Origin of the sequence: Sabulicella rubraurantiaca, from assembly GCF_017355885.1 — a bacterium.
Taxonomy (GTDB): Bacteria; Pseudomonadota; Alphaproteobacteria; order Acetobacterales; family Acetobacteraceae; genus Roseococcus; species Roseococcus rubraurantiacus.
Map to the genome: position 1 here is coordinate 75,214 of NZ_JAFEUU010000004.1, position 24,804 is coordinate 100,017.

Sequence of the window (24,804 nt, forward strand, 5' to 3'; positions counted from 1 at the left end):
CGCCTGGCTCGAGGTCCCACCGAACACCTCCGAGGGTTCGGGAGATGCCGCCCCCGGCGCGAGAGCATCATGACACCCAGGCAATCTCCTATTGCAAATGAGAATCATTCCTAATAAGCGGGCAGCCACCGCTTCGTTGCATCAACCCGGAGGCAAGCTGGCTTGACGATTCACCTTTCCCCCCACCGCGCCGGGCGGAATGCAGGGATCGGCTCGCGCAGCGTGGCGGCGATCCTGGGCGGATACGGGCTGGCCTCCCTGGCCGCCATGTCGCTCGCGCTGCTCCCAGGGCCGCCGGCCGAGGCCGTGCTCTGGGGCATGATGGCCAGCTATGCCGTGATGGCCGCGGCGGTGATGTGGTGCTTCGCCGCGGGAAGCGCGCTTCGCGCCTGGACCGGCCTCCTCATCCCCGCGCTGCCGCTGGTGGCCTGGCTCTGGATCAACGTCGGAGGCGGCGCGTGAAGGGCGGCTTCCGGCAATCCATGGCGTGGCTCCATACCTGGAGCGGCCTGCTGGTGGGGTGGGTCCTGTTTGCCGTCTTCCTCACCGGCACCGTCAGCTATTTCCGGGCCGAGATCTCGTTCTGGATGCGGCCCGAGCTGCATGCGGCGCGCGTTGCGCCGGATGCGGCGGAGAACGTGCTGCGCCGCATGCACGCCCTGGCGCCCTCATCCTCCAGCTGGATCATCAACCTTCCGAGCGAGCGCGACCCCCTAGCGCGCGTCTTCTGGCGCGACCCCTCGGCCGGCGGCAACCGGTTCCGCCGCGCCATCCTCGACCCCGCGACGGGCGAGGACCTGCCGGCGCGCGAGACGCTAGGCGGGGATTTCTTCTACACCTTCCACTACCAGTTCCATCACATGCCGGTCCTCTGGGGCCGATGGATCATCTCCGTCTGCGCCATGTTCATGCTGGTCGCGATCCTCAGCGGCATCGTGACGCATCGCCGGATCTTCGCGGATTTCTTCACCTTCCGGCCGCGCAAGGGCCAGCGCTCCTGGCTGGATGGCCACGCGGTCACGGCGGTGCTCGCCCTGCCGTACCACCTGATGATCACCTACACGGGCATCGTCACCCTGATGCTCATGACCATGCCCTGGGGCGTGCAGGTCGCCTTCAAAGGGGACAACCAAGCCTTCAGCGCCACCGTGTTCGGGCTGGAACGCCCGTCCCCGCGCAGCGGGCAGGCGGCGCCGCTGGCCCCGGTCATGCCGATGCTGGACGCAGCCTCGCGCCACTGGGGCGGCGCGCAGCCGGGCCGCATCACGGTGAACAATCCGGGCGACGTCACCTCCACGGTGCAGGTGTTCCGCGTTGATGACGACCGCCTCTCCGTGAACCGTCAGGTGGTTTCCTTCAACGGCGTCACGGGCGCCATGGTCTCGGCTTCGGGCGGCAACCGGCCGGCGGCGGAGACGCGCGGTGTCATGGTGGGGCTGCATCGCGGCGTGTTCGGCGGCGGCGCGATGCGCGCCCTGTTCTTCCTTTCCGGCCTGATGGGCACGGTGATGGTGGCCACCGGCATCATTCTGTGGGCGGTGAAGCAGCGACAGAAGCTGGGCGCGCGTGCCGGCGCAGGCACGCGGCTGGTGGAGGTGCTCAACGTCGCCGCCATTGGCGGGCTGCCCATCGCAATGACGTCCTATCTCTGGGCCAACCGGCTCCTGCCGGTGGAGATGGCGCAGCGCTCCGCTTGGGAGGTGCATGTCTTCTTCATCGCCTGGGGCATTGCGGCGATGCACCCGCTTCTGCGCACGCATCGCCGTGCCTGGGTGGAGCAGCTCGGCCTGGGCGCGGCCCTGCTTCTGCTGCTGCCAGCGCTGAATGCGGTGACCACGCATTCCCATCTCGGAATCACGCTGCCCGCCGGGCAGTGGGCCCTGGCCGGGCTCGACCTGCTGGCACTCGGATTCGGCGCGGCGCTCGCCTTCGCGGCGTGGCACGTCGGACAGCCAGTGGCCGAGAAGCGGCACGCGCGCCATCCAGCGCGCCAAGTCAATCCCGTTCCGGCGGAGTAGCGCGATGCTGCCCCTCGGCTTCGTCTCCGCCTTCGCGGGGTTTGCCGCCCTCTGCCTCGCCATGGAGCGCCACCACGGCGACGCCCTCGGCACGCGCCGGATCCCGGCACGGCGCGCCCTCGTGCTGCGCGTCGCGGGCTGGCTCCTCCTCGCCCTTTCGCTTCCCCTCTGCGCATCCGGCTGGGGATGGGGAATGGGAGTGGTGGCGTGGTGCGGCACCTTGAGCGCGGCCGCGCTGCCGCTGGTGCTGCTGCTGAGCTACGCGCCTCGCCTCATCACCTGGCTGGCCCTCGCATTGCCGCCCCTCGCCGGCTTGTCGCTGGCGCTCCGCACACCCTGAACCACCAACAAGGAGAGAACACCGTGTCCCGTCACCTTCCCACCCTCGCCCTTGCCTCCCTGGTTGCGATCCTGCCGGGAATGGCCTCCGCGCATCAGATCTGGCTGGAACGTGAGGGCAGCACCGCCCGTGCCTATTTCGGTGAGCCCGTGGAGAACCTGCGCGAGCCTCGCGGCGGATTGCTGGACCGCATCGCCTCGCCGCGCGTCTTCCTGGGCGAAGGCGGCCAGCCCTTGACGCTGCGGCGCACGGAGAACGCCATCGAGGCCACGCTTCCCGCAGGCACTGGCGATGTGCGTCTCGTGGAGGAGGGCCTCGGGACCCATGGCCAAGCGGAGACCGGCCGGACGAAGCCGGTCCTCCTCGCGCGCGAGGGCCGCAGCGAGACGCGCCCGGCGATGGAGCTGGAGCTTGTCCCGGAAGCTGCGGGCGGGAACCGCTTCACGCTCATGTTCCGCGGCCAGCCGCTGCCACGTGCGGAGGTGACGCTGGTGGCCCCGCCGCGCTGGGAGCGGCGGATGCGGACTGATGCCGAGGGTCGAGTTTCCTTCGAGACCCCCTGGGCCGGCCGCTACGTGGCCGAGGCGGTGCATATCGAGAACGCGCCGGGCGGCGACGGAGACGGCGCCTATGCCCGCCGGCGCCTCGTCTCCACCGTCTCCTTCACCGTGGCCCAGGGCATCGCCTGGACGGGGCGCTAGCCCCACCCGCCCGCGAAGGGCCGCGACGCTTCCATCCTCGCTGTGAGGGCGCAGTGCCCCGGAACCGGCCCTCGGGCCGGGACGGTGGCGCATGCGCGGAGCGTCGCGGCGGAACCCAGCAAACCCCCAATGAGTCCAAGGAACGATTGAGATGATCCGCTCTCGCGCAGAATGTGGCGATCCGACACCCGGGCAGCAGGCGATGGCGGCGACCCGTGGTGGTCGCCGGCGCCGGGCCAGTGCCTGCAAACCGGGCCGGATCGGCGTGCCGCTCGTCGCCGCGCTGATCGCGGCAACGGCGCTGGAGGCGAATCCCGCGCTGGCGCAGGACGGGGCGCCGGAAGGCGGCGGCCTCGAACTGCCCGAGGTGCGGATCGACAGCGGCCTCCTCCGGGGATGGGCGCCGGTGCGCGGCTATGTCGCCGATGTCTCCGCGACAGGCACCAAGACCGACACGCCCATCATCGAGACGCCGCAATCCCTCTCCGTCGTCACGCGCGACCAGATCGAGGCACAGGCGGCACAGAACCTCAACGCCATCCTCCGCTACACGCCCGGCGTGACGGTGGAGACGCGCGGCGTCGTCGGCCGGTTGGACCAGTACACGGTCCGCGGCTTCAGCGCGCCGCAATTCCTGGACGGGATGCGGACCTTCGGCGGGCGCGATGCCAATCCGAGCGTCGATCCCTACCGGTTGGAGCGGGTGGACATCCTGCGCGGGCCGGCCTCGGTGATGTTCGGCCAGTCGGGACCCGGCGGCCTCGTGAACCTCGTCAGCAAGCGCCCGACCGAGACCCCCTATCGTGAACTGCTGCTGCAGGGCGGCACCTGGGGGACCTTCCGCACCAGCGTGGATCTGAGCGGCGCCCTGAACGAAAGCCGCACCTTGCTCGGCCGCGTCATCACCTCCTACTCGCGCTCGGACACGCAGATCAACGGAGCGCGGGAGGAGCGCTATTTCATTGCGCCCTCCATCACCTGGCGGCCAACCCCGAACACCGACATCACCTTCCTTGGCCTTTATCAGCGCGATCCCTGGGGCGGCACCTACGGGGCGGTGCCGGCCTATGGATCGGTCCTGCCCAACCCGCGCGGCCGCATCTCCTCCAGCCTGTGGGACGGCGACCCGAGTTTCGACCGCCTGAACCGCACGCAGTACCAGATCGGCTACCTCGCGGAGCATCGCTTCAGCGACTCCCTGCGCGTGCGCCAGAACTTCCGTTATGCGCATTCCGAAGGCGAGTACCGTCAGCTTTACGGAATCTACTCGGCCAACCTGCTCACGGATTTCCGCACCGTTCAGCGTGCCATCACGGGCACGAACGTCACCTTCGACTCCATCACCCTGGACAACCAGGTGGAAGGTCGCTTCCGGACCGGGCCCCTCAATCACACGCTGCTCGCGGGCCTGGACTATTATAACGTGGCGAGCGACACCTACAGCGGCAGCCTGACGGCCGGCGTGCCGCCGCTGGATGTCTTCGCGCCGATCTATGGGCTTCGCATTCCCAACCTCAACTTCCAGACCCGCGCGCGGCAGGACCAGAACGGCACCGGCCTCTATGCTCAGGACCAGATCCGGGTCGGGCCCTTCGTGGTCCAGCTCGGCGGCCGCTATGACTGGTACAACTCCGACATGCGCAACCAGACGCTGGCGACCGGTGCGACGACGCGGGCCACGATGGACACCAGCGCCTTCACCGGCCGCGCGGGCATCGTCTACCTGACGAGCTTCGGCCTTGCGCCCTACTACTCCTACTCGGAGAGCTTCGAGCCGCAGAGCGGCACCTTCGCGCCCGCGCGCGGCGGCGGCGCCTTCGACCCGACGACCGGGCAGCAGCACGAGATCGGCATCCGCTACCAGCCACCGGGGGTCAATGCACTGTTCTCAGCCGCGATCTTCGACCTGCGGCGGCAGAACGTGCTGACGACGGATCCGAATGACAGCCGCTATTCGATCCAGACCGGGGCGATCCGCACGCGTGGCCTGGAGCTGGAGGCGAAGGCGAGCCTCACCTCCGGCTTCGACGTCACCGCCTCCTACGCCTATCTGGACAGCGAGGTAACGAGCAGCAACGCCACCGTCACCGCCAATCGTGGCATCGTGGGGGCGCCCGTCACCTCACGGACCGAGCGGGGGACGATGCCCATCGCCGTGCCGCAGCACACGGCCTCGCTCTGGGGCAGCTACACGTTCCAGGAGGGGTCGCCGGCTGCGGGGCTCAGGGTCGGCGCCGGCATCCGCTATGTCGGCGCGACGTGGGGCGACACGGCCAACACGCTGCGGGTGCCCGACTTCACCCTGGTGGACCTGTCGGCGCGCTATGAGCTTGGACGGTGGAGCCCTTCCCTGGAGGGGGCCTCGCTGCAGGTGAATGTGAATAACCTGCTCGACAAGAACTACGTCTCGTCCTGCAACACCTATGCCTGGTGCTGGTATGGCTTCCGCAGGTCGGTCATCGCCACCTTGCGGCACCGGTTCTAGGCACTGACCCGCCCGAAGCCACGAAGGCTGCCACCCATGAGGTGGCAGCCTTCAGGCCCCGATGACGGGGGGAGCATGAGCCATCAAGATGGTTCATGCCATGGAAGCGTTCCGCCGCACCGCAAATCCGCTCGGCCCAGCTGCCGATCGCAGCGGACCGGGACCGACTGCAAGGCGCGCCGTGGCGCGTCCCGAAGTTACCCGCGCGCGCGCGGAACCGCGACAGGAGCCGGGGCAGGAGCCGGTGCCGGAGCCACGTAGGTCGTGGTCGGCGGCGGCGGCGGCGGATCCTGGGCGCACGCCGCGAGCATCGCGGTGGCGAGCCCAATGGCAGCCACGGGAGCAATCCGGGACATGCCGCGGCGAACCAGCCCTTCGGAATCAGTAAGCATCTGCTTCTCCTTGCATCGACTCGTAGACACAACGCGAATTGGAGAGCAACGATCCGTAGTCAGTCAAACTTTTCCTTTCGTGCGTGGATCAACAAAGGTCGTTAAATGGTTTTCGTTCATGCGTCGGGATGCAATTCCGAGTTCGGTCACCAGGAATCTGCGACCCTGACTCGTTCCAAGATTTCTAGACGTAGCGCCATTTCGGGCGGCCCGTTCGCTCTCGCCGCCGCATGCGCCCTCGCCGCATGCGGTTCCGACCCGGCGCCTGAACCGGTCCTGGCGGCGCCGCGGTCCACCGAAACGGGAATCGACCGGCTGAGAGAGGGCTCACCCCGACTGGTCGTCGCCGGCGAGCGGCTGAATTCCCCTCTGCTGCGGCGCTTCTATGCGCGCCACGGCTTCGAACCGGTCTGGACGACCCGGCAGGCCCAGGCGGATTTGCTGAGGGCGGCGGTTCTGCGCGCCGGCGGGCACGGGCTGGACCCCGAGATGTTTCACGCCAGCGCGCTGCGTCGCCTATCGGATTTGTCGCAGCCCGATCGCGATTTGGTTCTTTCGAATGCGTTTCTCTCATATGCTGATGCATTGGCCCACGGCGCCGTCCCGGCTGACCGCCGAAGGCCCGGAGAGGATTTGAGGCCGGAGCCGGTCGATATAGCAGCCACGCTCGATGGGGCGATCACCAGATCCGACGACCCCGTTGCGGCGATCGAGGCGCTGGCTCCGGGAAATTCGGCTTACCTGGCATTGCGCGAGGCCCTGCAACGCCATGGCACGAATGCATCGGCCGGCGACCCGGTCAGCAGGAATCGGCTGCGCGTCATCGAAGTGAATCTTGAGCGGCAGCGCTGGCTGCCGCGCCGGCTTCCAGCGGATCGTGTCTGGGTCAACGTGGCGGACCAAAAGCTGGAGCTTTATCGCGCCGATCAGCCCGTTTTCGCCACGCGGGTCGTGGTTGGCAACGAGGCGGATCACCGCCAGAGTCCAGAGTTCCGCGCCACGATCGAGGGGAGCTTCTTCAACCCTCCCTGGGTCGTCCCGAGGGATATCGTGGCATCGGAGCTCCTGCCGAGGATCCAGCGTGATCCGAATTATCTGGCGAAGAATAACATGGTCATGCTGGAGAATGGCGAGGTGGAGCAGCGCCCAGGCCCCAATACGGGGGTCGGCGCCATCATGCTCGATATGCCGAACCGCTTTGACGTCTATCTGCACGACACTCCGGCCCAGTACCTCTTTGGCCGCGACAATCGCCGCCTGAGTTTTGGCTGCATCCGCGTCGAGAATCCGCGCGCATTCACGGCGCTGCTGATGGAGCAGACCCTTGAGGCGATCGATCAGGTGATCGGGACTGGCGTGACCACCCGGCGTGCCCTGCCGAAGCCGACGCCGGTTTTCGTGATCTACCAGACTGCCTTCGTGGATGCAGAAGGAATGGCGCAGTTCCGACCGGATTTCTACAACCGCGACGCCCGTATTTGGCAGCAGCTCCAAAGACGCCCCTCAGCCGAGCGAATGAACACGGTTTCCTGACGGGAGAGCTTCCGGGATCCGTGGATTGGGCGGTGCTTGGCGGCCAATTCCGGGCATCTTGCCCTTGGCGGACGGCGGCACGCTGAGGAATAGCGCGTGCCGCCGCCCCTCCTTCGGTCATGCCCCCCCTTCCACGGCGCGGCGGAAGGCCTGGTCGAGGTCGCGGATCAGGTCCTCCGGATGCTCGAGCCCGACCGAGATGCGGATGAGCCCTTCATGTACGCCGGTCGCGGCACGGATCTCGGCAGGCACTCCGGAATGCGTGGTGGAGGCCGGATGACAGACGAGCGACTCCGTCCCTCCCAATGAGACGGCCAGCTTGAAGATCTTCAGGTTGTTGAGGATGCGGAAGGCCAGTGTCCGGTCATCGTCCACGACAAAGGAAAAGGTCGAGCCGGGACCAGAGCATTGACGCTCATAGATGGCTCGGTCGCGCTCGGCGGTGAACAGGGCGGGGTGCAGCACCTGGCAAGGAATACGCCCATTGGTGGCCAGCCAAGTCGCGACCTTCATGCCGCTCTCGGCGGCACGCTCCATCCGCAACGACAGGGTCTCCATGGACCGCGACAGCATCCAGCAGGAATGCGCGTCCAGCTGGAATCCATAGGCCGACCGCGCCTGGCGCACCGGCTTCAGCATCTCCCTTCAGCCAGTGACACCCCCGGCCACGAGGTCAGAATGGCCGCCGACATACTTGGTCAGCGAGTACACGCAGAGATCCACCCCGAAATCGAGCGGCTGTTGGAACACCGGGCCGAGTATCGTGTTGTCGCACACGATGATCGGGCGCCCATCCGCCTCGCGCGACCATTCATCCACGGTGCGGCGCACGAGCGCGAGGTCGATCATCGCATTGGTCGGATTTGCGGGAGTCTCCAGGTAGACGAGCTTGACCGGTCCCTCCTGCCTGGCCCGATCCAGCGCGGCGAGCAGGCTCTCGGCGCTGGCGCCGTCGGTGAACGGGAAAGGCTTGATGCCCCACTGCGTGAAGACCTTGCCGAAGAGCGTCTCCGTTCCGCCGTAGAGCGGCGTGTAATGCACGATCGCGTCGCCGGGCCGGAGGTAGCTCAGCGCGACCGAGCTGATCGCCGCCATGCCCGAGGAGGTGATCAGGGCCGCTTCGGCATGGTCGTAGAGGGCGAGCCGATCCTCGACGATCTCAAGGTTGGGGTGGTTGAAGCGGGAATAGACCAGCCCGCCCAAGCCCATCCCGGAGGGCGCCAGCTTGCGCCCGGCGACGACATCAAAGAACTCGGCCCCCTGCTCGGCCGTCTCGAAGACAAAGGTCGAGGTGAGGAAGACCGGCGGCTTCACCGCGCCCTCGGACAGTGCCGGATCGTAGCCGAATGCCATCATCTGGGTCTGCGGGTGGAGCGGACGCCCATCCAGGTGGGTCCGGCGAAAATCCTTGGTTACGACTGCCTCCGCGCCTGATGCCTGACGCACCGGTCGAGCATACGCCTGGGTAGTGGCGGAGTCTGGCTTCAGGCCACACTATCGCTTCTGAGGCCGTTAGCGGCTTCCCTGGACATCCGCGTCACCCCGTGCAGCATGGCGCGGAAGCGGGCCAGCCGGCACGTGGCACGATCCATCTCACTCCCGTCGAGGAAGGTGAATCCATGGCTCTGTCCCCTCCCCGTCCTTCGCCGTCCGGCCCCACCCACCTCGGCGCACCGCACCACCTCCGGCGGCGAAATCTGCTCGCCTTGGTCCTGGCCAGCAGCGGAGGCGCCGCGCTCGCCAGCGTTCCGGAGGTCGCGCGCATGCTCGCGCCCACGGGCCGCCTTCGGCTCGGTGTCTATCCGGGCAGCCCCACCTCCTTGATGAGGGGCGCGCAGCCCGGCGAGGAGCGAGGGCTGACCATGGACATTGGCAGGGAACTCGCGCGCCGCCTTGGCGTACCCTTCGAGCGCGTCGAGTTTCCGAGGGTCGCCGAGGTCCTGCGAGCGGTGGCGGCGGGCGAGGCGGATTTCACCATCAGCAATGCGACACCCGCCCGCGCCCGCGAGGTGGACTTTGCCAGGCCCCTGATTTCGATCGAGCTGGGCTTCCTGGTGCCGGCCGGCTCGCCGGTCTCCGCCATCGCCGATCTCGATCGCCCCGGCATCCGCATCGGCGTCGTGCAGGGCAGCACCTCCGAGCGGGTCCTCCCGCGAGAGATGAGGGCAGCCAGCGTCGTCGCTGCGCCGAACCTGAGGGAAGCGGCGCAGATGCTCTCGAGCGGAGCCCTCGAGGCGTTCGCGACGAACAAGGCCGTTCTGTTCGAGATGTCGGACAACCTGCCGGGGGCACGCATCCTCGACGGAAGATGGGGCGTCGAGCACCTTGCCATGGCGATCCCGAAGGGTCGCGACGAGGCCAGGCCCTATATCGAGAGCTTCGCCGAGGACGTCAAAGCCTCGGGTCTCCTGGCACGCGCCGTCGAGCGCGCGGGGCTCAGAGGATGGATCCCGGCTGGCTGATTATGTTCCCGCCCGCCAGGCAAGTTGCGGGAATGAGCACCGGTCCTTCCCCGTTGAGGGACATCAAGATGCAGGAGGCATGAAGGACCGCCATGGTGTCGGGACGAATCTGGGCGCTCGCGAGAGGCACGGTCGAGGGCTTTATCGAGGACGAGGCGATGACCCGAGGCGCCGCCATTGCCTGCTACACGCTCTTCTCCATCGCCCCGCTCCTCGTTGTCGCGGTCGCAATTGCCAGCACCATCTTCGCCGAGACTGCGGTCTGGGATGCCGTAACGGCGCAGCTTCACGCCCTCGTCGGCGAGGAGGGCGCCGCGGCCGTGCAAGGAATGGTCAGGGGCGTGGACATGGGCGGTGGCAGCAACCTGCCGGCACTCCTCAGTATCGGGCTGCTCCTGCTGACCGCCAGCGGGGTCTTCGCCGAGATCCAGGCAGCCCTGAACGTCATCTGGAAGGCCGCACCGAGCGCGATCTCGCTGTCCTATCTCGTCAGGGCCAGGCTGCTCAGCATCGGGCTGGTCGCCGCCACGGGCTTCCTGCTGCTGGTCTCGCTGCTGGCAAGCGCCGCCGTGGCCGCGCTCGAAGCCTGGGCCCGGGGCCGCCTGCCGAATCTCTCGGCCCTGCTGCAGGTGCTGGGCTTCGTGATCTCCTTCGTGCTCACCGCGGCGCTCTTCGCCGCCATCTACAAGATCCTTCCGGACCGCCGCCTGCAATGGAGGGACGTAATGGTGGGCGCGTTGGGCACGGCCTTTCTCTTCACTCTCGGGAAGACGCTGATCGGCTGGTATATCGGCGGCAGCGGACTGGCGCGGAGCTATGGCGCGGCCGGCGCGCTCGTGGTCGTGCTGCTCTGGGTCTACTACTCGGCCCAGGTCTTCCTGCTCGGGGCGGAGTTCACCCGGGCCTGGGCGGGGCTGGAGGGAAGCCAGCAGCATGCTCCAATCAAGCCGACGGATCCGCCCCCCAGTCGCGCGTAGCCCCCTTCTTCGGCGGTGCCTCAGCCGTTCCGGCCATGAGCGGGCCGACTGGCCGATCGCTCACGCCTTGGAGGTGCCGCCCGAGGACCCCGTGCCTGATGCAGCCCCCGCCGCTGCCGTCGCGCCACCAGCGACATTCATGGCCATCAGGCCCGCGGCGAGGCGGACCAGACAACGCGCGGCGCGTAGCCGGACGGCGGGTTGGCCGCTCACCCCTTCGGGAAGGGTGCAGCCCGCCAGGGTGATCGCCGTGCCGAGGATGCGCGCTTCGAGCGCGCCGACCACCTCCTCCGCGGATGCGGTGGGGCCGTGGGCGCCATCGAGCGCCTCCCCCGCGCGGTCAATTTCGGCCTCGACCTCCCCATCCTGGGCGGCGATGTCCATGATCTCCGCGGGCGGGTCCGGTTCCTCTCCCGCCAGGATGGCCATCAGGCCCAGCGAGGCGATCAGCGTCTGGATCGTCCCGCCATCGCCGCCGCGGGAGGCGAAGGCGCCAAAGGCCACCGCGAGCGCCGCCTCGCCCAGCACCTCCCGCGACGTGTCATCCATGGCCGCGATGGCTGGAGAAGGGTCGGGGGTCGCGTCGCCCGGCGCGGCATCCGCACCGGGAAGCGTCGGGATGCCGCCATCGGCGAAGGCACGCGTGATGGTGGCCAGAGCGTCGAAGAGGCGTTGTTCGGAGATGTTGGCCATGATCCGGTGGTGCTCCTCGGAGCTCTAAAGTCGCGGAGCGCCGGCCCGTTGCTACGGCCTGCCAACCCGCGTGGCTGCGTCCGATCACCACCGACGGCCCGGTGCAGCAGGCCCCGCCTCAGGACGCGAGGAATTTCTGAATGTAGAGCTGCCTCGCCCGATCCATGTGCGTGACCGACAATTGTTCCAGCGTGTCCCGGTCCCCGTCGCGCAGGGCCTGCACCATGGCCGCGTGCTCCTCGCAGGCCTGGGCCAGTGCGCCGGGATCGGCCGCACCATAGGCGCGGGCGGGGAAGCTCAGCCAGTCATGCAGGCGGATGGATTCCGCCAGGTAGGGGTTGTCGCAAAGGCCGAACAGCGCGCGGTGGAAGGCCATGTTCTCCTGATGGATGCGGATCAGGTCGCCGCTGCGCGCCGCCGCCGCATGGGCCTTCTCCGCCGCGATGACCTGCGCCATCCGGGCGCGCGGCACTGGCAATGGCGTCGCCTGCACGGCGGCGCGGTGCAGCACGGCGCGCATGGCATAGAGGTGGTCGAGCTGCTCCCGCTCGAAACGGGGAAGCTCCGCGCCGCGATGGCGCGGCTTCACCACGACCCCGAGGCGCTGCAACTCGGCCAGCGCCGCGCGCACAACGTGCCGCTTGGCGCCGTAATCCTCCATCAGGTGATCCTCGATCAGGCGCGTGCGCGGCAGGATGCGGCTGCGGATGATGTCGGTCTCGATGGCGGCGATCACGGCTGCCACCTGCTCCGGCAGTTCCACATCCAGGTCGAGGCGCGGCGCGGCGGGGGTTGGGGCGGATTTCACGGTGGCTCCTCCACGGGGGCCTCGCAGGATTATCGATAATTTTATCGGTTAGATTACCGACATCGACCTCCTTTGCAAGGTTGGCCGAAGCGCGCAAACCCCGGGCGCGAGATTTGAGGAACACGCCGCATGGATGCCTTGCCACCGGTCATGGACGGGGACGAACTGGTCAGCACGGACCCCGCGACCGGGGCGGTCGTCGGACGCGTCAGGACCACCACGCAACAGAACCTCGATGCGATGGTCGAGCGGGCTTGGCACGCCTTCCACCACTCGGGCTGGAAGTCGCTTCTGCCGCATCGTCGCGCCCTGGTGCTGCAGGCCATCGCCGACCGCCTCGTGACCGAGAAGGAGGCGCTGGCGACGCTCCAGATGCGCGACAATGGCAAGCCCCTCGCCGAATGCCGCGCCATGGTCGAGAGCGCCATCGGCACCTTCCGCTACTATGCCGGCGTCTGCGAGACGCTGGAGACCGACGTGACGCCGAGCCGCGGCGACTATGTCTCCTTCACCGTGCTGGAGCCCTTCGGCGTGGTGGCCTGCATCACGCCCTGGAACTCGCCGATCATGAACGACGCGACCAAGGTCGCGCCGGCGCTGGCGGCGGGCAACGCGGTGCTGCTGAAGCCGTCCGAGGATTCGCCGCTGCTGGCGCCCGAACTGGCGCGCATCGCGCGGGAGGCGGGGCTGCCTGAGGGGATGCTGCAGGTGGTTCAGGGCCGCGGCGCGGATATCGGAGCGGCGCTGGTGGCCCATTCCGGCGTGCGGATGATCAGCTTCACCGGCGGCACGACAACCGGGCGCGCCATTGGCCGCGTGGCGGGCGACCGACTGGTGCCCGTGGCGCTCGAACTCGGCGGTAAGTCCCCCCATGTGGTCTTCGCCGACGCCAATATCGAGCACGCCGTGGCTGCCGTGGTCGCAGGCATCTTCGGCTCGGCGGGCCAGTCCTGCGTCGCTGGCTCCCGCCTCTTCATCGAAGCCGGCATCTATGACGAGGTGCTGGCAAAGGTGGTGGAGCGCGCGCGCACTCTGCGCGTCGCGGCCCCGGATGCGCCGGGCGTGGAGGTGGGGCCCCTTGCCTCCTTCCATCATCGCGAGCGCGTGATCCGCTTCGTGGACCGCGCGCGGGAAGAGGGTGGCCGGATCCTGTGCGGCGGTGGCATGCCGGAGGGCGAGGAATACGCGAAGGGCGCCTACTACCTGCCCACCGTCATCGACGGCCTGCCCCCCGAGGCCCTGACCTGCCAGGAGGAGGCCTTCGGCCCCGTGCTGGTGGTCTTGCCCTTCCGGGACGAAGCCGATCTGATCGCCCAGGCCAACGGAACGGCCTTCGGCCTCGCCTGCGGCATCTGGACGGAAAGCTTCAAGCGCGCTTGGCGCATCGGCCGCGCGCTGGAGGCGGGTTCCGTCTGGATCAACACCTACAAGCAATCCGTCACCACCACGCCTTTCGGTGGCTTCAAGAACAGCGGGATCGGCCGGGAGAAGGGCATCGACGGCCTCCGCCTCTATGCACAGGTGAAGAGCATGTATTTCGGACTGCACGAGACCCCGATGTCGGTGGCCCGCTGACCATGGCGCACAAGGACAGCGCCGCCGTCCCGGTGAAGGACGCCCGCATCATGGTCATCGGCGGCGCGAGCCTCGTCGGCTCCGCCACCGTGGACGAGTTGCTGGCGCGCGGCGCCCGCGAGGTCGTGATCTTCGACAACCTCTCCTTCGGCGGACAGCCCAACATCGCGCATCTCGAGGGCAACCCGAAGGTGAAGGTGGTGCAGGGCGACATCCTCAAGCTGCACCAGCTTCTCGCCGCCACTGAAGGCGTGGACGGCATCGTTCACCTCGCCGCCTACATGACGCTGAACTTCGACCGCGACCCCTGGGGCGGCATCGACGTGAACGTCCGCGGCGTGCAGAACGTGCTGGAGGCCTGCCGTGCCAACAAGGTGCGGAAGCTGATCTTCTCCTCCTCCAACGCCGTCTACGGGTACGGCCCCGGCGTGAAGGGTGAGCTGGTGGAGGATACGCCGTTCCACGCCGCCGGTGCGCCGCCCGCCGCCATCCTCTACGGCGCCAGCAAGATCATGGGCGAGCAGCTTTGCCGCGACGCCTTCCGCAAGCACGGCCAGGACTACGTGGTGCTGCGCTACTCCACCGTCTATGGCGAGCGGCAGCACTACCGCGCCGCCAATGCCCTCTACATCGTCGAGACGCATGACGCCATCAAGCGCGGCGAGCGCCCGAAGGTGATCGGTGACGGCAGCGAGACGAAGCACTTCGTCTATGTCGGCGACCTCGCGCGCGCCAACTGCATGGCCCTGGAAGCGCCCGCGACCGATGTTGCCGTCAACACCTCCGGCCCCGAGCCGGTGACGACGCTCCAGCTCGTCACGCTGGTGGCCGAGCTCTCGGGCCGCCCCGACCTGAAGCCAGAGCATGTTCAGCCCGACCCGACGAAGGTCCGCCTCACTTCCGGCGGCGCCTTCGAGATCGTGCACAAGGCGGCCAAGGACGCCATCGGCTGGGAGCCGCAGGTGACGATGCGCGAGGGGCTGCGCCGCCTCCTCGCCTGGCGCGACGCCGCCACGGCCAAGGCTGCCGAGTAACCTTTCGATGCCGGGCGCCCAGCGCCCGGCACCACACGGCCGCCACGCTGAATGACGCGCCGAAGAAACTGGAGATGTCCACGATGACGCTGAACCGACGCGCGCTCGGCCTGCTGGCCGGCGCTTCCCTGCTTCCCGCGCCTGCCCTGGCGCAGCCCGCCTTCCCCTTGCGCCCCGTGCGCATCGTCGTGCCCTATCCGGCGGGCGGCGCCACCGACGTGATCGCGCGCATGATCGGCGAGAAGCTGCCCTCGCTCTGGGGCCAGCCCGTGGTGGTGGATAACCGCGCCGGCGCCGGCACCACCCTGGCCGCCGAGCAGGTTTCGCGCGCCGAGCCGGATGGGCACACGCTGTTCGAGACGACCAGCGCGCATACCATCAGCAAGAGCCTCTACCGCAACCTGACCTACGACCCGATCCGCGACTTCACGGCGATCACCCTGACCTCCGTGGTTCCGCTCGTGCTCGTGGTGTCGAAGCGCGTGCCGGCGACCGACCTCGCGAGCTTCATCGCCTGGGGCAAGGCGCAGCGCCAGGGCGTGACCTTCGGCACCACCGGGAATGGCACGGCGCAGCACCTCACCGCCGCCCTGTTCAAGCTGCGCGCGGAGGTGCCCTCCGAATACGTGCCCTATCGCGGCGACGCGCCGCTGAACACGGACCTTCTCGCGGGGCTGGTGGACGGGTCCTTCAGCACCCTCTCCGCCGTCCTGCCCTATATCCGCAGCGGCGAGATGAAGGCGATCGCCCTCGCGCATCCGCGCCGCATGGACGCGATCCCGGACGTGCCGACCTTCGCCGAGGGCGGGATGGCAGGCTTCGAGGCCGCGACCTGGTTCGGCACCTTCGCCCCGGCCCGCCTGCCCGAGGCGCTGCGGGAGCGGATCGCGCGCGACATCCAGGGCATCGTCTCCGACGCCGCCTTCACCCGGCGACTGGTGGAGATGGGCGGCGACGTGACCAATTACGGCCCTGCCCGCTTCGACGAATTCATTGCCGCCGAGACGGCGCGCTGGGCCGAGGCGGTCCGCGTCTCCGGCGCCACAATCAATTGAGGGTGCCATGACCGACGAAGAGATCCTGACCCGGGCCGGCGCCATTCCGGTCAGCACCTGGGCCGACGCCCTGGACCAGTTCGACGTCTGGGGCGTGGTGCAGGGAATGACCTTGCGTTCCGGCGAGGGCCGCATCTGCGGCTTCGCCACCACCGCGCGTCAGGTGCCCGGCCGCCTGCATGAGTTCGAGAAGGCCGAGTTCGCGGTGGGGCGCATCGTCTCCGCTGCCGCGCCGGGACGGGTCCTGATGGTGGATGTGGGCGGCGAGCCCATCTCCACCATGGGCGGCCTCGCGGCCTATGGAACGAAGCAGCTTGGCGCCGCGGGCGTGGTGATCGACGGCGCCTGCCGCGACGTGGACGAGATCCGCGCCACCGGCCTCTGGCTCGCCAGCCGCCATGTCGCGCCGACCACCGGCAAGGGCCGCCTGCGCCTGATGCCGCTGGGTGAGCCGGTCGAGATCGGCGGGATCACCGTGCGCCAGGACGACCTCGTCGTGGGCGACGAGACCGGCATCGTCGTGGTGCCCCGCGCCCTGGTGGCGGAAGCGCTGCCGAAGGCGGAGGCGCTGATGGCCGCCGACCAGGCGGTGGAGGAGCGCATGCGCGCCGGCCAGACCTTCGCCGATGCAGGCCGCGCCACCGGCTATCTCTCCCCGAAGGGCTGAATTCGGATGCTGCTGCAGATCGCTCCCATCGGCCCCCTGGCCGACCGTCTGCTGAGCGAGGAGTTCGGAGCCATACGCCTCTGGGAGGAGCCGAAATCCTGGCTCACCCAGCATGGCGCCGAGGTGGAACTGGTGGCCACCAGCGTGCGCGCAGGGTGCGGGCCGGAAATTCTGGCCGCGCTGCCCCGGCTGCGCGCCATCTCCAGCTGGGGTGTCGGGCACGAGACGCTGGACGTGGCGGGTGCACACGCACGCGGAATTTCGGTCGCCACCACACCCGACGTACTGGATGACTGCGTGGCCGACCTCGCCTGGGGGCTGCTGATGGCCGCCGCCCGTCGCATCCCCACCGCCGACCGTTACGTGCGCGCGGGACAGTGGAAGGAGGTGGGCCACTTCCCCCTCACCACCAAGGTCTCGGGCAAGAAGCTGGGTATCCTCGGCCTCGGGCGCATCGGCGCGGCCATCGCCCGGCGCGGCCTGGGCTTCGCCATGGAGGTGCGCTACCATGGGCGCGGACCGAAGCCCGGCGTTTCCTATGGCTTTGAGCCGTCCCTCAAAGATCTCGCCGCTTGGTGCGACTTCCTTGTCGTTGCCTGCGAGGGCGGGCCGGCCACGCGTCATCTCGTCTCGGCCGAGGTGCTGGATGCGCTCGGCCCGCGCGGCATCCTGGTCAACATCGCCCGCGGCTCCGTCGTGGATCAGGAAGCGCTGATCGCCGCGCTACAAGCCGGACGCTTGGGCAGCGCCGGGCTCGACGTGCTGCAGGGCGAGCCGGGTGCGCCCCTGGCGCTGCGCCAGCAGGACAACGTCGTCCTCACCCCGCATGTCGGCAGCGCCACGCACGAGACGCGCGAGGCGATGGAGAGGCTGGTGGTGGACAACCTCCGCGCCTTTCGCCGTGACGGAACGCTTCTCACGCCAGTGCGGGCCTGAGCGCGCTGGAACTCCCGAAGGAAAAAGAAGACATGACTCAGTTGCTGCGTCGCCGCGTGGTGCTCTCCCTCACCACCTTCATGCTCGCCGCCCCTGCCCTGGCCCAGACGCGCCGTTACCCGGACCGGCCCGTGGAGCTGATCGTCGGCTTCGCCGCTGGCGGCGGCACGGATGTGACCGCCCGCACCTTCGCCCGCTTCTTGGAGCGCGAGCTCGGCGGCGCGGTGGTGGTGAACAACCGCCCCGGTGCCTCGGGCGAGATCGGACTGGCCTATGTCGCGCGCTCGCGCCCGGATGGGCATGTCATGGGCATCACCAATATGCCCGGGCTGGTCAGCCTGCCGATCGAGCGCCGCGCGCCGCAATTCACGCTGAATGACTTCGAGTACGTCGCGAACCTCGTCGCCGATCCCTCGGCCTTCAGCGTCCATGCCGCGAGCCCGATCCGCGACTTCGCGGACCTCGTGGCCCGTGCGCGCCAGGCGCCGGAAACCATCAGCTTCGGCTCCACCGGGGTCGGCACGGATGAGCACTTGGCGCTGGTGCTGTTCCAGGCTGCGACCGGGGTGAAGCTGGTCCATGTGCCCTTCCCGGGCGCGGGTCCGATGCGCACCGCGATGCTGGGCCGGCAGGTGGATGTGGGTGGATTGAATGTGGGCGAGGTTGCGGCCACCCCTTCCGGACTCCGCATGCTGGTGCAGGGTGGCACGACGCGCTCGGCCTTCGCACCCGACGTGCCGACCTTCCGTGAAGCCGGCTTGGATGTCGCCATGAGCTCCGAGCGCGGCATCGTGCTCGCCAAGGGCACGCCGGAGGATGTGGTGGCGCGTCTGCGCGAGGCGACCGCCAAGGTGGCCCATGACCCTACCTTCCAGGAGCAGTGCCGGGCACAGTTCACGGAGCTGGACTACCTGGATGGCCCGGCATGGCGGGCGCGTCTGGCCGAGGCGGATACCCGCTTCCGGCAGATGTGGCAGCGCCAACCCTGGGCGGAGGCCTGACGCCTCGCATCGCGGCGTGACGGGCGGCTCCGTCGCTCGTCACGCGCTTCCTGGCGTCGGTGATGCGACGACGGAAGTGCGAAGTGGCAGGATTGAAGGAGTGGCGTCCCGTACGGGATTCGAACCCGTGTCGCCAACGTGAAAGGCTGGTGTCCTAGGCCTCTAGACGAACGGGACAGACCGTGACGCCGCGAATAGAGGCGATGCGTTCGGCGGTCAATCCTTCGGGGCGCATTGCCGTTCCAGTTCGTGATGCCGCCCCGACGAACTCTCCTTTCCCTGCTCGCCCTCACCGGGTGCTCGCCGACGGGTGTCGCGAACCTCCTCACCCCAGCAGGCGGCGTCTCCGTCCAGGCGGACATCCGTTACGGTCCGCTGCCCAGGCAAAGCCTGGATCTCTATTCCCCTGAGGGGCTGGCTGACACGGCCCCCCTCCTCGTCTTCCTGTATGGGGGCGGGTGGGTCAGTGGCAGCCGCGAGGATTACGCCTTCGTCGCACGTCCCCTGGCCAGGCTTGGGGTAATGGTCGCGGTGCCGGATTACCGCCTCTACCCCCAGGTGCGCTTTCCGGATTTCGTGGAGGATGCAGCGCTTGCCCTTCGCGTCTTGGCGGCTCGGGAATCGCAGCGCCCCCTTGTGGTCATGGGTCATTCGGCCGGCGGCTTCATCGCTGCGAGCTTGGCAGTCGACCCGCGCTGGGGTGTGCGGGACATGGTCCGCGGCTTCATTGGCTTGGCCGGCCCCTATGATTTCGGTGCCGAGGAAGCGTCGCCGCCCGACATCTTCGCCGGCACGCCCCGCATCGCCGCCGCCCCTGCTTCCGTTGATCTGCGCGGCGCTGCTTCCATGCTGCTACTCCACGGGGCGGCGGACCGGACGGTGGGGCCGTACCATTCCCGAATCCTCGCCGCGCGCGCAGTCGCAGCCGGGGTTCCGGTCCGGCACCGCGAGTTTCCCGGCATGGGCCATGTCGGCATCATCGCCGCCTTCGCCGGCCCCGTCCGCGGGCTCGGCCTGGCGCAAGGCAACGTGCTGGACGAAGTCGCGTCATTCCTGCGAGGCCTACCGCCGCTCGCATAGAAAAAGGGCCCCAGCGGCTTCCCGCCAGGGCCCTTCGTTGCTTGGCCGGTGGCCCTTACTGGACCGATTCCGGCTCCTTCTCCGCCTCGCCATCGCCCTCGGGCTTCGGCAGGGCGGCCATAGGCGCCTCCGCGATGTCGAAGGTCAGCGCACCGTCCTCGAGGTTAACCTTCACGCCGCCACCCTTGACCAGCTTGCCGAAGAGAAGCTCCTCGGCCAGCGGCTTCTTGATGTGCTCCTGGATCACGCGGGCCAGAGGCCGCGCGCCATAGAGCGGGTCGTAGCCCTTCTCGGCCAGCCACTCCTTCGCGGCCGAGGACATCTCGATCGTGACGTTGCGATCGGCCAGTTGGGCCTCCAGTTGCATCACGAACTTCTCGACGACCTGGGCCACGATCTCCGGCGTCAGCCCGCTGAAGGGGATGACGGCGTCGAGGCGGTTGCGGAACTCCGGCGTGAAGAGGCGCTTCACTGCCTCCTGGTCCTCGTCCGTCCGCACCTCCCGGCCGAAGCCGATGGCGGGCTTGGCGAGGTCCGCCGCGCCGGCATTCGTGGTCATGATCAGGATCACGTTGCGGAAATCCACGGTCTTGCCGTTGTGGTCCGTGAGCTTCCCGTGGTCCATCACCTGCAGGAGGATGTTGTAGAGGTCCTGGTGGGCCTTCTCGATCTCATCCAACAGCAACACGCAGTGAGGGTGCTGGTCCACGCCGTCGGTCAGCAGCCCGCCCTGGTCGAAGCCCACATAGCCCGGGGGCGCGCCGATCAGGCGGGAGACGCTGTGCCGCTCCATGTACTCGGACATGTCGAAGCGCAGCATCTCAATGCCGAGCGTCTTGGCCAGCTGCTTCGCGACCTCGGTCTTGCCGACGCCGGTGGGGCCGCTGAACAGGTAGTTGCCGATCGGCTTCTCCGGATCGCGCAGCCCGGCGCGGGACAGCTTGATCGCAGAGGACAGCGCCTCGATCGCCTTGTCCTGGCCGAAGACCATGGCCTTCAGGTCGCGCTCCAGGTTGCGGAGCGTCTCCTTGTCATCGGCACTGACGGACTTGGGTGGGATGCGGGCGATCTTCGCAACCGTCTCCTCCACGTCCTTCAGCGTCACGGTCTTCTTGCGCTTGTTCTCGGGCTGCAGCATGCGCGAGGCGCCGACCTCGTCGATCACGTCGATCGCCTTGTCCGGCAGCTTGCGGTCATGGATGTAGCGGGCCGAGAGCTCCACCGCCGCCCGGATGGCCTCGGGCGTGTACTTCACCTTGTGGTGCTTCTCGTAGTTGACCTTCAGCCCGGACAGGATCTTCACCGTGTCCTCGACCGTCGGCTCATTCACGTCGATCTTCTGGAAGCGCCGGACGAGTGCCCGGTCCTTCTCGAAGTGGTTGCGGTATTCCTTATAGGTGGTCGAGCCGATGCAGCGCAGCGTGCCCTGGGCCAGCGCCGGCTTCAGCAGGTTCGACGCATCCATCGCACCGCCGCTGGTCGCGCCAGCGCCGATCACCGTGTGAATCTCATCGATGAACAGCACCGCGCCAGGCTGCGCCTCCAGCTCGGAGACGACGGCCTTCAGCCGCTCCTCGAAATCGCCGCGGTAGCGCGTGCCGGCGAGAAGCGAACCCATGTCCAGCGAGTAAATGGTGGACTTGGCCAGCACCTCGGGCACGTCACCCTCGACGATCCTCTTGGCGAGACCCTCGGCGATGGCGGTCTTGCCCACGCCCGGGTCGCCCACATAGAGCGGGTTGTTCTTGGTGCGGCGGCACAGGATCTGGATCGTCCGCTCGATCTCCGAGTCACGGCCGATCAGCGGGTCGATCTTGCCCTGCCCTGCCTTCTTGTTGAGGTTCACGCAGTAAGTGGACAGGGCGTCCTGGTTGCGCCCGCCGCGCGGCTTCTCCTCGCGGTCGGGACCGCTGGAGTTGCTCTCCTCCTGCCCAGGGCCCGAGCCCTGGACGGGACGCGGCTGCGACCGGCCCGGCGCCTTGGCGATGCCGTGGGAGATGAAGTTCACCGCGTCCAGCCGCGTCATGTCCTGCAGCTGCAGGAAATACACGGCATGGCTCTCCCGCTCGCTGAACAGGGCGACGAGGACATTGGCCCCCGTCACCTCGTCGCGGCCGGAGGACTGGACGTGGATGGCGGCGCGCTGGACAACGCGCTGGAAGCCGGCGGTCGGCTTCGGATCGCCGCCGCGGTCGCTCACCAGCCCGGCGAGGTCCTTGTCGAGGAACTCGGTCAGGTCGCGCTTCAGCTTCTCGACGTCCACGCCGCAAGCGCGCAGCACGGTGGCCGCGTCGCTGTCGTCGCCAAGGGCGAGGAGAAGATGTTCAAGCGTGGCGTACTCATGCCGGCGGTCATTGGCGAGGCCGAGGGCACGGTGGAGCGTCTGCTCAAGGTTGCGGGATAGCATAGATCAACGCTCCCCTAGGAGTGGTCCGGTGCCTGGATCGGGCACGCGGAATGGTTAACGGACATGTGGGGCGCCCCCCTTGGGCCTCACAGCCTCCGACACATGTGAAAAACGCAACTCACGTCGGAAGGTCACTCCTTCTCGATAGTGCATTGCAAAGGATGCTGGTTCTGCCGGGCGAGGTCCATGACCTGGGTGACCTTCGTCTCGGCGACCTCGTAGGTATAGATGCCACAGACCCCCACCCCGCGCCGGTGGACATGCATCATGATGCGCGTGGCCTCGTCCCGGCTCTTCTGGAAAAATCGCTCCAGCACATGAACGACGAACTCCATCGGCGTGTAGTCGTCGTTCAGCATCAACACCTTGTACATGGCGGGCTTCTTGGTCTTCGGCCGTGGCTTGACCACCACGCCCGTCGCCGGCCCGCCCTCGCCTTCGCGTTTGTCGCCTTCCGCCATGGATTCCCGCTCAATCAATCAGAATGGGCTGTGCCCGCTGTCCCAGGATATCGGTCCCCGCGCGCCGGGTAAAAGGTCTCTGTCATCATCGGAGCACGGAATGAACAAAAGCAAAGCCCGGCGCGCTTTCGCGGCCGGGCCTCCCGGCGCCCTGTCGGGCGCCCCGGATGGAGGGGACCGGCGAACCGGTCCCCTTTTACCGCGCTTCAGGCGGCGAGGGGCTTGCCGACCTTCTCCATCGCCAGCGTCATGCGGGCGGAGAGCGGGGCGAAGCTCTGCTCGGCCAGCTTGAACGCGGCCTCCTGCAGCTTCACCGTGTCGTTCATCGCACGCTCGAAGGTCGTCTTGGCGAAGGAGGCCTGGAACTCGGCGGCTTCCTTCAGCGACTTCGCGGTCGAGAGGGTCTTCACACCCTCCAGCGTGTGGTCGGACAGGGCCTGGAGCATCGCCAAGGTCTGGCGGGAAAGGTCCTGCATGCCGGTCATGTACAGCTGGCTGGCCTTGGTGACGGCCTCCAGGTTGCCACGGCCGAACTCGGTGGCCTCCTCGGCGACCTTCAGCAGGTCGGTGGCGGTCTTGTTGGCCTGCTCGAGGCCCTTCTCGACGGCGGCGCGCGCCTGCACGCCCGTCTCGGCAACGGCCGTCTGGCCAACCTGCGCGGCGTCGGTCATCACCTTCTTCACATCTGCCTGGGACTTCATGGTCTCTACCCTTCCAATGCCTGTTCGGACCGTCCCGATCCCGAATGGGCATGGACGGCGCTTATGCTGCGATGCAGCAAAACCTATCTAGGCGAGGCGCAAGCTGGGTGCAAGAGATTTTTTGTGCAGCGCACAAAATCCGTTAACCTACGGATAGAGCCTGATTTTGCCCGAAACCGCTGGACAGGCCCAAGGGCTTGGTGTTCCCTGGACGCGGATGGTTCCGCGCCTGGGGGGGTGCGCATCCGTCAAATGGGGGGATTTCCTGAGATGCGACTGCCTGTCCTCGCACGGCAACTAGCCATGTGCGCTGCCTTTGCCGTGACCGCGGCCCTCCCTGCCAGGGCGCAGCTTCTCGAAAGTCCCCGCTACGCCTCCATCGTGACCGAGGCCCGGACGGGCAACGTGCTTTCCGCCGCCAATGCCGATGAGCTCCGGCACCCCGCCTCGCTCACGAAGATGATGACCCTCTACATGCTGTTCGAGGCCCTGCAGGCCGGCCGCATGGACCTTTCGACCCCCATCCAGTTCTCCTGGCACGCGGCCTCCCGCCCCCCCTCCAAGCTTGGCGTCCCGGCCGGCGGCACGATCAGCACCGAGACGGCGATCTTGGCCCTCGTCACCCGGTCGGCCAACGACGTCGCCTCGGCCGTGGGTGAACACCTGGCGGGCAGCGAAGAGGCCTTCGGCCGCATGATGACCATGCGCGCCCGCTCCCTCGGCATGACGCGCACCACCTTCCGCAACGCCTCCGGCCTGCCCGACCCCGAGCAGGTGACGACGGCCCGCGACATGGCGCTGCTCGGCCGCCGCCTCTTCATGGATTTCCCGGACCGCTACTCTTATTTCGCGGTGACGCAGTTCGCCCATGGGCGGCAGATGATCCGTAACCATAACGGCATGCTGCACGACTATCCGGGCGCCGACGGCATCAAGACCGGCTTCATCAACGCCTCCGGCTTCAACATCGTGACCTCCGCCCAGCGCGACGGGGTGCGGCTGGTCGGCGCCGTGTTTGGCGGCAATTCCTGGTACCAGCGCAACCGCCACATGGCTGAACTCCTCGACGACGGCTTCGAGCGAATGGGCGTGCGCCGCGGCGCCGTCATGGCCTCCGCCCCCGTTTCCCGTCCCGCCCCGATCCGCGTCGTGGCCCCCATCGCCATGCCGAACACGGCGGCTTCCCGTCGCGCTGCCGCTTCCGCCAGCCGCGCCGAGGGGAGCCGAGCCCAGGGAAGCCGCGCCGCGATGGCGCGCCCGGTCGCCCGGCCGTCGGCGCAGCTGCCAGTCCGCGTGATCCATCGCCCGACTGCCCCCACGCGCCCTACCGCTTCCCGCCCCGCTTCCGCTAGCTCCGCCGCGACTCCCGCGCCGCGCTCGCGCCCCGCGACCTCTCCCGCGCGCCCGGCCTCCCGGTCCACCCGAGGCTGACGCGCGCCCCGCTTGGCGAAGGGAGCCGGGCGTGGCATCCCGGCCCG

The 24,804-nt window shown here is 68.3% G+C and carries 21 protein-coding genes, 1 tRNA gene and 1 pseudogene; 16 read left to right on the plus strand and 7 right to left on the minus strand.

Annotated features, from left to right (window positions below; all coding sequences use genetic code 11):
• The first annotated feature begins 162 nt into the window (after positions 1 to 162).
• The 6 genes from JTJ31_RS09005 (at position 163) to JTJ31_RS09030 (ending at position 7,469) form a co-directional block, all read left to right on the plus strand.
• Entirely contained in the window at positions 163 to 462 is a 300-nt protein-coding gene (locus JTJ31_RS09005) for a DUF3649 domain-containing protein (protein WP_236020036.1), read from the plus strand.
• Complete coding sequence (locus JTJ31_RS09010; protein ID WP_207538322.1) at positions 459 to 2,018, plus strand: PepSY-associated TM helix domain-containing protein; 1,560 nt, start codon at positions 459 to 461, stop codon at positions 2,016 to 2,018. The genes JTJ31_RS09005 and JTJ31_RS09010 overlap by 4 nt, the downstream gene beginning before the upstream one ends.
• A gap of 4 nt (positions 2,019 to 2,022) precedes the next feature.
• Positions 2,023 to 2,358 (plus strand): DUF3325 domain-containing protein, encoded by a 336-nt coding sequence (locus JTJ31_RS09015; protein ID WP_207538323.1) that lies wholly within the window; start codon positions 2,023 to 2,025, stop codon positions 2,356 to 2,358.
• Between the two features lie 23 nt (positions 2,359 to 2,381).
• A complete protein-coding gene (locus JTJ31_RS24985) occupies positions 2,382 to 3,059 on the plus strand; it encodes a DUF4198 domain-containing protein (RefSeq protein ID WP_207538324.1) in 678 nt (225 codons plus the stop codon).
• Positions 3,060 to 3,210: 151 nt separating this feature from the next.
• Positions 3,211 to 5,544, plus strand: a complete 2,334-nt coding sequence (locus JTJ31_RS09025) for a TonB-dependent siderophore receptor (protein ID WP_236020037.1) — start codon at positions 3,211 to 3,213, stop codon at positions 5,542 to 5,544.
• 497 nt (positions 5,545 to 6,041) lie between these two features.
• Positions 6,042 to 7,469 carry a L,D-transpeptidase scaffold domain-containing protein gene (locus JTJ31_RS09030; RefSeq protein WP_207538325.1) on the plus strand — a complete coding sequence of 476 codons (1,428 nt, stop codon included), beginning with the start codon at positions 6,042 to 6,044 and terminating at the stop codon, positions 7,467 to 7,469.
• Between the two features lie 117 nt (positions 7,470 to 7,586).
• Here JTJ31_RS09030 and JTJ31_RS09035 read toward each other — a convergent pair.
• Positions 7,587 to 8,825: pseudogene (locus tag JTJ31_RS09035) on the minus strand (cystathionine gamma-synthase family protein).
• Between the two features lie 350 nt (positions 8,826 to 9,175).
• On the opposite strand from JTJ31_RS09035, the gene JTJ31_RS09040 reads away from it, so the two are divergent.
• Both JTJ31_RS09040 and JTJ31_RS09045 read left to right on the plus strand, forming a co-directional pair.
• Entirely contained in the window at positions 9,176 to 9,931 is a 756-nt protein-coding gene (locus JTJ31_RS09040) for a transporter substrate-binding domain-containing protein (RefSeq protein ID WP_207538326.1), read from the plus strand.
• Positions 9,932 to 10,023: 92 nt separating this feature from the next.
• The gene (locus JTJ31_RS09045; protein ID WP_207538327.1) at positions 10,024 to 10,908 is read left to right on the plus strand and encodes a YihY/virulence factor BrkB family protein; all 885 of its coding nucleotides are present in this window, start codon (positions 10,024 to 10,026) and stop codon (positions 10,906 to 10,908) included.
• A 60-nt stretch (positions 10,909 to 10,968) separates the two neighbouring features.
• On the opposite strand, the gene JTJ31_RS09050 is transcribed toward JTJ31_RS09045, so the two are convergent.
• On the minus strand, positions 10,969 to 11,601 hold the full coding sequence (locus tag JTJ31_RS09050; protein ID WP_207538328.1) for a hypothetical protein: 633 nt from the start codon (positions 11,599 to 11,601) through the stop codon (positions 10,969 to 10,971).
• A 118-nt stretch (positions 11,602 to 11,719) separates the two neighbouring features.
• Complete coding sequence (locus tag JTJ31_RS09055; protein WP_207538329.1) at positions 11,720 to 12,409, minus strand: GntR family transcriptional regulator; 690 nt, start codon at positions 12,407 to 12,409, stop codon at positions 11,720 to 11,722.
• A 129-nt stretch (positions 12,410 to 12,538) separates the two neighbouring features.
• Between JTJ31_RS09055 and JTJ31_RS09060 the strand changes: the two genes are divergently transcribed.
• The 6 genes from JTJ31_RS09060 (at position 12,539) to JTJ31_RS09085 (ending at position 18,677) form a co-directional block, all read left to right on the plus strand.
• The gene (locus JTJ31_RS09060) at positions 12,539 to 13,984 is read left to right on the plus strand and encodes an aldehyde dehydrogenase (protein WP_207538330.1); all 1,446 of its coding nucleotides are present in this window, start codon (positions 12,539 to 12,541) and stop codon (positions 13,982 to 13,984) included.
• Between the two features lie 2 nt (positions 13,985 to 13,986).
• Positions 13,987 to 15,018, plus strand: coding sequence for an NAD-dependent epimerase/dehydratase family protein (locus tag JTJ31_RS09065; protein WP_207538331.1), 1,032 nt, complete (start codon positions 13,987 to 13,989; stop codon positions 15,016 to 15,018).
• Between the two features lie 74 nt (positions 15,019 to 15,092).
• Complete coding sequence (locus JTJ31_RS09070) at positions 15,093 to 16,073, plus strand: Bug family tripartite tricarboxylate transporter substrate binding protein (RefSeq protein ID WP_207538332.1); 981 nt, start codon at positions 15,093 to 15,095, stop codon at positions 16,071 to 16,073.
• 7 nt (positions 16,074 to 16,080) lie between these two features.
• Positions 16,081 to 16,740: an RraA family protein gene (locus JTJ31_RS09075; protein WP_207538333.1), complete on the plus strand. Its 660-nt coding sequence runs from the start codon at positions 16,081 to 16,083 to the stop codon at positions 16,738 to 16,740.
• A gap of 6 nt (positions 16,741 to 16,746) precedes the next feature.
• Positions 16,747 to 17,676, plus strand: coding sequence for a 2-hydroxyacid dehydrogenase (locus tag JTJ31_RS09080; RefSeq protein ID WP_207538334.1), 930 nt, complete (start codon positions 16,747 to 16,749; stop codon positions 17,674 to 17,676).
• A 32-nt stretch (positions 17,677 to 17,708) separates the two neighbouring features.
• On the plus strand, positions 17,709 to 18,677 hold the full coding sequence (locus JTJ31_RS09085; protein ID WP_207538335.1) for a tripartite tricarboxylate transporter substrate binding protein: 969 nt from the start codon (positions 17,709 to 17,711) through the stop codon (positions 18,675 to 18,677).
• Between the two features lie 101 nt (positions 18,678 to 18,778).
• Here JTJ31_RS09085 and JTJ31_RS09090 read toward each other — a convergent pair.
• Positions 18,779 to 18,854, minus strand: a tRNA-Glu gene (locus JTJ31_RS09090).
• Between the two features lie 75 nt (positions 18,855 to 18,929).
• Between JTJ31_RS09090 and JTJ31_RS09095 the strand changes: the two genes are divergently transcribed.
• The gene (locus JTJ31_RS09095) at positions 18,930 to 19,757 is read left to right on the plus strand and encodes an alpha/beta hydrolase (RefSeq protein WP_207538336.1); all 828 of its coding nucleotides are present in this window, start codon (positions 18,930 to 18,932) and stop codon (positions 19,755 to 19,757) included.
• 55 nt (positions 19,758 to 19,812) lie between these two features.
• On the opposite strand, the gene clpA is transcribed toward JTJ31_RS09095, so the two are convergent.
• The 3 genes from clpA to JTJ31_RS09110 form a co-directional block, all read right to left on the minus strand.
• Positions 19,813 to 22,164: an ATP-dependent Clp protease ATP-binding subunit ClpA gene (gene clpA, locus JTJ31_RS09100; protein WP_207538337.1), complete on the minus strand. Its 2,352-nt coding sequence runs from the start codon at positions 22,162 to 22,164 to the stop codon at positions 19,813 to 19,815.
• A 131-nt stretch (positions 22,165 to 22,295) separates the two neighbouring features.
• A complete protein-coding gene (gene clpS / locus JTJ31_RS09105; protein ID WP_207538338.1) occupies positions 22,296 to 22,625 on the minus strand; it encodes an ATP-dependent Clp protease adapter ClpS in 330 nt (109 codons plus the stop codon).
• Positions 22,626 to 22,831: 206 nt separating this feature from the next.
• Positions 22,832 to 23,326, minus strand: a complete 495-nt coding sequence (locus JTJ31_RS09110; protein ID WP_207538339.1) for a phasin family protein — start codon at positions 23,324 to 23,326, stop codon at positions 22,832 to 22,834.
• 270 nt (positions 23,327 to 23,596) lie between these two features.
• Here JTJ31_RS09110 and JTJ31_RS09115 point away from each other — a divergent pair, with 270 nt between their 5' ends.
• Positions 23,597 to 24,757, plus strand: coding sequence for a D-alanyl-D-alanine carboxypeptidase family protein (locus JTJ31_RS09115; RefSeq protein WP_207538340.1), 1,161 nt, complete (start codon positions 23,597 to 23,599; stop codon positions 24,755 to 24,757).
• Positions 24,758 to 24,804: the final 47 nt, after the last annotated feature.